The organism is Actinoplanes sp. NPDC051494, assembly GCF_044454705.1.
Taxonomy (GTDB): domain Bacteria; phylum Actinomycetota; class Actinomycetes; order Mycobacteriales; family Micromonosporaceae; genus Actinoplanes.
In genome coordinates this window covers 309,666-310,498 of the sequence record NZ_JBITDZ010000006.1, presented here as the reverse complement: position 1 = coordinate 310,498, position 833 = coordinate 309,666, and the positions used below count along the sequence as shown (strand labels likewise).

General features: G+C 58.6%; 1 protein-coding gene. It reads left to right on the top strand.

From position 1 onward, the window contains the following. Positions 1–153: 153 nt before the first annotated feature. Positions 154–833, top strand: a 680-nt coding sequence (locus tag ACIA6A_RS22840; protein WP_396099823.1) for a hypothetical protein, incomplete at its 3' end; no start/stop codon positions are given.

Below are 833 nucleotides of genomic sequence, written 5' to 3'. Positions count from 1 at the left end.
CCCATCGGCATATTTCCACGTGCTGGAACCGTCGCCGCTATACGCAATGTCTACTTGCTGCGCTGGCTGACCGTCAGAGCCCGGCAACGTGCCATGCGTGGGTTTACCATCCGCCGTGAAGCGGTCAAATGACGCACCATCACTGGTGGCCTGATGGGTTACACCACCATCCGCATTCCGATCGACCCTGGTCCCGTCCGCATAGGACCACGTGCTGTCCCCATCACCCTCATATGTGATGGACACATCCTGCGCAGGCTGACCATCAGAACCCGGCAACGTCCCATGCGTCGGCCTACCATCCGCCGTGAACCGGTCAAAATCTGCACCATCACTGGTGGTCTGATGCGTGACATCACCACCAGCGTTGCGATCAACCTTGGTCCCATCCGCATATTTCCACGTGCTGGAACCATCACCGCCATACGCAATATCTACTTGTTGCGCAGGCTGGCCATCAGAACCCGGCAACGTCCCATGCGTCGGCTTACCATCCGCCGTGAACCGGTCAAACGACGCGCCATCAGACGTCGTCTGATGGGTTACACCACCATCCGCATTCCGATCAACCCTCGTCCCATCCGCATACTTCCACGTGCTCGAACCATCGCCGCCATACGCAATGGAAACCTCCTGCGCAGGCTGACCATCAGAACCAGGCAACGTGCCATGCGTCGGCTTACCATCCGCCGTGAACCGGTCAAAAGCTGCACCATCACTGGTGGTCTGATGCGTTACATCACCACCAGCATTCCGATCAACCCTCGTCCCATCCGCATACTTCCACGTGCTCGAACCGTCACCGCCATACGCAATCGACACTTCCTGCGCAG